This window comes from Mesorhizobium sp. WSM4829 (genome assembly GCF_055811475.1).
In genome coordinates, this window is the sequence record NZ_JBVVQJ010000042.1 from 54,372 (window position 1) to 61,338 (window position 6,967).

General features: G+C 56.3%; 5 protein-coding genes. All 5 read left to right on the forward strand.

Features of this window, described 5'->3' with window-relative positions; genetic code table 11:
- Positions 1-750 precede the first annotated feature (750 nt).
- Positions 751-3,894, forward strand: a complete 3,144-nt coding sequence (locus AC0L17_RS28930) for a hypothetical protein (protein ID WP_473518286.1) — start codon at positions 751-753, stop codon at positions 3,892-3,894.
- The gene (locus AC0L17_RS28935) at positions 3,875-4,330 is read left to right on the forward strand and encodes a response regulator (RefSeq protein ID WP_473458636.1); all 456 of its coding nucleotides are present in this window, start codon (positions 3,875-3,877) and stop codon (positions 4,328-4,330) included. Before AC0L17_RS28930 ends, AC0L17_RS28935 begins: the two co-directional genes overlap by 20 nt.
- Entirely contained in the window at positions 4,327-5,559 is a 1,233-nt protein-coding gene (locus AC0L17_RS28940) for a phosphorylase family protein (protein ID WP_473518287.1), read from the forward strand. The genes AC0L17_RS28935 and AC0L17_RS28940 overlap by 4 nt, the downstream gene beginning before the upstream one ends.
- Positions 5,560-5,753: 194 nt before the next feature.
- Entirely contained in the window at positions 5,754-5,957 is a 204-nt protein-coding gene (locus AC0L17_RS28945; protein ID WP_473458640.1) for a phage integrase N-terminal SAM-like domain-containing protein, read from the forward strand.
- 126 nt (positions 5,958-6,083) lie between these two features.
- Positions 6,084-6,545, forward strand: a complete 462-nt coding sequence (locus AC0L17_RS28950) for a hypothetical protein (RefSeq protein WP_473518288.1) — start codon at positions 6,084-6,086, stop codon at positions 6,543-6,545.
- The last annotated feature ends 422 nt before the right edge of the window (positions 6,546-6,967 follow it).

Here is a 6,967-nt window from a genome sequence, read left to right on the forward strand (position 1 = left end):
TGTCATAGATCAACTCACGGACCAGGTCCTCGAACGTTTGGGGTCAAGGTCTTCGAAACGGATTGGGTTCGCTGTTCTTGTTGGTCTGGCTCTGCTCATAGTGAAAAGCAATAACACTCTGGGCGTTTTTTAGATACGCTCAATTCCCGCTGTACGCACGTCGCGCCGCGAAAGACGGGTCAATGGCAGGCTTGGGCCGGTCGAGACGGTGCGGGTTGCATAGATCAATGTCGGCATCGCAAACTACGTGTATCCTGATTATTGGACGCAGAGACTACGGCGACCGGCTCCCCACGAGCGGACTTCAGCCCCTCTGGTGAGTTGGCATGCTGCGCCAGCAGCGGACATCAGGACTGCCCCTCTTGCATATTGAGCCACTTGCATGATCTGGAAATTCTGATCATTCAAATTCCACTGTGGAATTGCGCGAGCACATCGTGCAGCACACTTGATTGATGTAGTTTGAAATGTAATCGAAGTTCTTTCGATGAGGACTTCAATTTGCCGCTAAGCAGAAAAAGACCTCCTCCCCCTCATTCCGGTTGGCGGAACGCGGTCAGGGGTGGGATCGACCCGAAGATTTCCATCGCGCACTTGAGGGCTTCGTCACCTATTGGCACCTTGCCCACCATTGCCTACTGGGTCGTTCGCAGCCAGCGTCATCGTTCACCCCTAGATGGGCTTGTACCCCGAGCGCTCACACAAATCAGCTCGGTGCCTTCACTGGCTGCCGTGTCCTTGGAACGCGAATTGGCTTGGGCGCTCGGCACTCTGCGGGCAGTGCTGAACAAGGTACGCCGCTACGTCGAGCTGCGTCAGAACCTTGAGAATTGCCTTCAGCAATCGCGTTACGAAGACTCAATCGGGTTGGTTGACGAGATCAACGGCGAGGTTTGTTGGTCGCTAGAAATGCTTTCGGCGCGCATCGCCTTAACAAGTCTGGTCCATGGACTTGAAGCGCAGAAGTCATGGATCGCGTCGCAGACATCGGGTGGTGCATCGGTCGCCGCCCTCTTCTATTCTTATTGGTTTGGGGTCCGTTCTGAAAACGACCAGAATCCGAGCAGGTTTCTTTCTGAGATCGCTGGACACATACATCGGGTGTGGACCGATGCCCCTGGCAAGCGCTTTCTCAACTACCAACTCGCCAACAGCGACATCGAGGACGGCGACGAAGCCGAGATGTTGGCGCAGGCTCAAACATTGTCGGTTTTGGATCTTTATGAATGCCTGGTCCACCTGGCGCGCGTGAGCGCTGCGGAGGGCCGCCCTACCGCTGGCCTACTCTATCAATACGTAGTGCCGCTGATGTCGGAAATTGGAGACATCAGGGTGCTCAAGCTTTCATATCTCATGGGCAATTTGGCAGCCGTGGACAATTTCGACGCAGTCGATTTCGAGTTCGATGAGAGGTTGATCGGCTTCGGCATCGAAGGACTTCCGGCTGCAGGAAATCTGCACCAGGTTCATTTCGCCTCAAACCTGGGGTTTGCTCCCAAGGTCGAAAACGTCTCCGAAGACTTGGCGGCGTCCATCGCGGATGTACAGTTGCGCCCCGAAAAGCTGGACACTGCTCGAGAGCATATTCTGCGCCATGCGGTTCTTTTTCCTCGTTTCAATATCGGAGAATTCGCCACAGCGATATCAAGGCTGTCGGACACTCCGTCTTCGCTGGCCGACGCTTCCACCCAACGACGTAGGTTCATGGCCAACAACGACCACGACCCTACCATAATCCCATACCTTCCAGATCCGCTGGTGCCTCACTACGCCGGGGTGCTGACGACTTCGGCAGGATGCCCGGCCCTTGTGGCCAACTTTCACCGCTTCGATCCATCCCTTCAACCTGGCGCGATAGAAGACCGCTCTCAAGCTTGGTGGACGATGTCTGTGCTGGCACGGGCCAAGGATAACCCTTCGATGGTGGAAGTGCTGAAAACGGCTCGATCCGGAGGTCTTCCGGCTACCCGGCTCGCAACGTGGTGCGAGATCGAGGGACTTCTGGCGTCGGGCAGGATCAACTCGGCTGTGGACCTAGTCGCCGAGCTCTATCGACGTGACAACGGCCTTCTGCAATGGCTGCCGCTCGAGCGCCTCGCCACGCGCCTCGATGATCAGACCGTTGGAAGGTATTCCGGCTCCACGAACATGGCGCTGGCAACTTGGCTTCTGGCCGAGAATTTCGACCGTGAATTCAGGTCTTCACTTTCATACGCGGTCGAGCGGTTCCTCGATGACAGTGGCGTGCTCCGCCCTTCAGAATTGCAACCGAGCCGTGTCGACAACGTGGATAAACTGATTTTTCTGCTGTGGGCGATCTGCACGGAGGACATGCTGAGCCTTTCGCTCACCTACGGGAACCAGTTCGAGCTGGATGAGGAACGGCTAGCGATCTTGGCAACCCTCAAATCGTTGTCATCAGAACGGACTGAAGTCTACGACGAAGAGATCAAGCTCATCCTGCGCCGCCAAGAGGTGGTTAAGGCAATCAAGTCCCTGGATCGAAGCAAGATTTCCATGGACGAGGAGCTGATACGGGACTGGGCCCGAAAAAATCTCAGAGGCAAGTTCGATCGCTTCCGAGCCCTTACCGAAGCGGGAATGGAGACCGTCTCGGATAAATATTTGCTGGAGATGCTCGATCGTCTCGCTTCGGGGGCTTCGGATACCAAGCCGTATGAGATACCCGACAATGAGGTCTCGGCGTTGTTCGCAGAAATCCTAGATCAGCTCTGCCGGGAAAGCAGTCTCAACAGCAGGCATGGCATCAACAGCTATCTGAGCTTGAGGATACGCCATGGCACCATCTCGGGCCAGCTAAGACGCCCTTCACAGGAACAGCACCTTTTGACCAGCGTATCATCCGGGGGATCCTACGCGGCGAACGACCATTGGTACGAACTCCTCGAGCCATTGGTAGGCCATGACAATGCGGACCGGGTATCCAGAGGTCTTGGCGCTTTCTCCAAGAAATACGACATGCTCGTAGAGCGGTTCTCCTCCGATTTCGTGCAGATACGGCGAGTGGAGAAGCCAAAGGGACTTATCAGTTACCGTTTTGCCGACGCGGTCGTCATGGGGTTTTCTGCGGAAGCGCAAAGCATCCTCGAATTCGACGAGTTCCTAGATACCTTTTTCGAAATCTACTGGGCCCACCTGGGCAACGTTCTCGGGACCGTACAGACTTACATCCGCGTTGATCTCAGGCAGGAATTCGATTTGTTGTTCGACGAATTGGGGCAACACTTCATCGAAGCAACGAACGCTCCGAGCCTGCCCATGCTGAACGATGCTCTCGTCCGCGCGCGGACCGGGGTCCATGATGCACTCAACGAAATGGCGGAATGGTTCGACGTGCCTCAGGCCGTGGAGAGCGCCCCGCTGCGGATCGACGTCCTGGTGGAAATCGGCAAGCAGATGGTGCGTCGCCTCAATCCCAATTTCGACCCCGATGTTGAGCTGTCAGGCCAACTCGATATGCCAATGACGAACGCTCTCACCGTTTTCACTGACGCGCTCTTCATACTTTTCGGCAATGTGGCGAAACATGCGGACCTGGACCGTCCCGCAGTCAACATCGAGTTCGAGCAAATCGATCCTGGCGTCTTGGAGTTAACTTTCCAGAGCGAATGCCGTGACATATCCCGCCATCGACGGGCCATAGAGGAGGCGATGACCAAGCTCAAGAGCGCCGATGTCTCCAAGGACGTCAGTGGAGAAGGCGGTACCGGCTTCCCCAAGCTCGCCAAAATCATGGCGTTCTCGGTTGCTCCCGATCCGGTTGTGTTCGGAGTTGACGAGGAAAGCGGACGATTTTTCTGTAAACTGAAATTCAGCTTCCGGTTCATTCGCCAGCCCACAGAGGAGCGAGATCATGCGGTTTTTGGTAGTTGAAGACGACGAGAACAAGCGGCGCAGGGTCCTTGATTTCCTCAATTCCTATTTCGCGGACGACGAGGTGATACACAGCGCCTCGCTTGTCACAGGGTTGCGTGAGGCCAAGCGCGTGACCCCCGATCTCGTGATCCTCGACATGACGTTGCCGAACTACGATTCCAGCGGGCCGGACCCGGATGGGCGTATGCATGCATTCGGCGGAAAGGAATTCCTGCGTCAGATGGCCAGGATGTCGGGTAGGAGCAAAGTTATCGTCCTCACTCAGTTCGAGAGCTTCGGCGAAGCTCCCAACGTAACGGGGCTGAACGACCTGGATGCCGACCTCAAACTGAAATTCCCTGAGCATTATGTCGGAGCAGTCTACTACCATGCATCGATCAACGAATGGGAGAAGAGTTTGAAAACGATGATCGAAGGCTTGGAATTGAAATGAAAGTCCTGATTGTTGATGATGACATCGCGAAAGCTGCTGCGGTTTCCAAGGTGCTGCTTGAAGCGGGCGTGCCGTCTACGGATGATATCGCGCATGTGACGAACGCGTACGACGCTAGCTCGGAAATGCGCAGAACCCAGTTCGATTTGCTCATTCTGGACCTCATGATACCTAAAGCCAGACTGGCGGAGGCCGAGATAGATGGCGGCCAGACACTGCTCCGCGACATCTTGGCTAGGGCCACTTACCTTAGGCCCCGGTACATTGTCGGGCTTACGTCGTACGACGATGCCCGCGACCAATCCGAAGCGGACTTCAACAATGGCCTCTGGTCCATCCTCAAATTCGACACCAAGTCCGCCGATTGGATCGATCAACTGACCAGCAAGGTGCGATATATCAAGTCCTCGGTCGAAGCGGCCACGTTGGGCCAAGATTACGACTACGACGTTGCATTCGTCTGTGCGCTCGCCAACCCGGAGCTCGAAGCGGTATTGGCACTCGACTGCGGCTGGAAAGAGCTCCAACGTGTCACCGACCCGACTAGATACTGGGTGGGAAGCTTCACCGTGGAGGGAAGGACATTCAGGTGCGTCGCCTGCCACGCCGCTCAGATGGGGATGGTGGCCACGTCGGCCGCGGTCTCGAAAGTCTCCGCCGCCTTCCGCCCGCGCCTCGTCGTCATGACGGGTATATGCGCAGGTAGGGAAGGTGATATTCAACTCGGCGACGTCGTCGTGGTCAACATCTCCTGGGACTACGGGAGCGGCAAGTTTCACAAGAAGGAAGGGGAAGCGCTCCGTTTCGCTCCCGATCCTGTTCAAATCGCTTTGGATCCGATGCTTCGTAAGCATGCTGAAGCTATCAAGGCGGATGAAGCGAGGTTGGACGAAATTCGCCGAGGATACACGAAGCAGAAGATCAACAGCGTCTTAAACGTCGAAATCGGGGCGATGGCGTCAGGGGCGGCCGTACGGGCTGATGATGGATTTTTCGAAGAGCTCGCTAGCGCGAAGCGAAAAGTGGTGGCCGTAGAGATGGAGGCTTACGCCGTCTACGCAACGGCGGCGGAGATGCCAGCACCAAGGCCTCTCCCGTTAGTAGTGAAGTCCGTCTGCGACTTCGCCAATTCGGAGAAGAACGATACTTACCAGGACTATGCCGCCCATACGAGCGCAGTCTGTGCATTGGAAATCGTGAAGGCGTATCTGGGAGAACGAAATTCCTGATCTGATAGCTGTTCGATAAATCGCGAACCGGGTCGTGTAATAACATGGCGACCGCTTCGGGCCGAAGAACGAACCCGCTGCGCGGGAGGGCGCCTGCGGTTGAGGTAGAGATCAGGGACCGGTCGTCGCTCCTGCATTGAGCGTTGTTCGGCGGCGGCAGAGCATGACGGGCTTCTTCAACAAGGAGCCTGACCATGACCCATCCCGCTCTCGATGCACCTATCAGTCCACTTCGTCAGCGGCTGATCGACGACATGAACATGCGGCGTTTCTCACGGGAGACGCAGCGCAACTATCTCCGCGATATCGGACGCCTGGCGACATTCCTCGGCCGTTCACCAGACACAGCGACCGCCGACGACCTGCGTCGGTTCCAGATCGAGCAGCAGGAGGGTTGAAGTCGTCAGACCGGCGCGTCATCGCGAAAGCAAAGACCTTACTGCTTACGCGCTATTGCCACCCCTGGCTGGTGGGCGCAGTCTTGCTTATAGGTTTTTGAGAGGGATGTCACATGATCCGAGCGATTGGTCTATCGGTCGTTTTGGCAACGACCACAATGTACTTTGTGTCGGATCGCTGCAGTCGAGAAGCAAGCCCGAGCGGCCTCCAGCGAAGGTCGCATTGTTGTCATAGCGGGCGATTTCAACACTTCGTATGAGACCGGGAAGGTTGGCAGGACATTCGACGACTCCAATCTCGCCAACTACGGCTGCGCCAAAATGCCCTTTCCAGTCAACGCCTGCGTCGCTGGTGATGGTTATGACGACACCCTGCCTATCCTTGAACTGGGTCTGACCGGGGGCGCTCCGTGGAAGGTTCTGACCAAGGAACTTGGCAGGACGTACGATGATGACGCGTTTGCTGACAGAGCGATTGACCACATCACCGTTCCGGCCGCCGTTTCCTCGAAATTCGAGGTGGCCATAAAGTCAGTCTATGGATCTGACCATTTCGCAGTGATGACAACGTATTCTGATGGCAACTAGCAAGACGCTCACGGCTTAGACATACGGCCCAGGCCGTGTGCCGTCGTGCAACGCGACTCCTGCACATTGTAATCCGGCGCGAATTTGCGCTGGAAGACTAGGTGCTGGGCACGAATGCCCGCTATCCAGTCCTTCCGCTGAAAAGCAGTCCGACAGCTTGCGTGAACCCATCTCGCCGTTAAATGACACGTGTCGCGATGGCTGTTTCGGGCGCCAGGAGCGGACGTTGGATAGTGTCCTGAAGGTTCTGCAAAAAGCTCTGGAGAGAGAGCAGCCCTTACTCTGAGGCGAGGGGCGGCCATGGCACGCTGGTGGCGTTGCGACCACCGATTCCCGTGGAAGGGGAGTGCCATGACCAATCGAGACGTTAGACTGAGCAGAGGCGAGTTGAAAGCGTTGCTGTTGTCGGATGAGGACGGCTT

Coding starts and splice junctions, on each gene's coding strand:
- AC0L17_RS28945 (WP_473458640.1), top strand. CDS start 5,754: ATGACCCATCCCGCTCTCGATGCACCTATCAGTCCACTTCGTCAGCGG.
- AC0L17_RS28935 (WP_473458636.1), top strand. CDS start 3,875: ATGCGGTTTTTGGTAGTTGAAGACGACGAGAACAAGCGGCGCAGGGTC.
- AC0L17_RS28940 (WP_473518287.1), top strand. CDS start 4,327: ATGAAAGTCCTGATTGTTGATGATGACATCGCGAAAGCTGCTGCGGTT.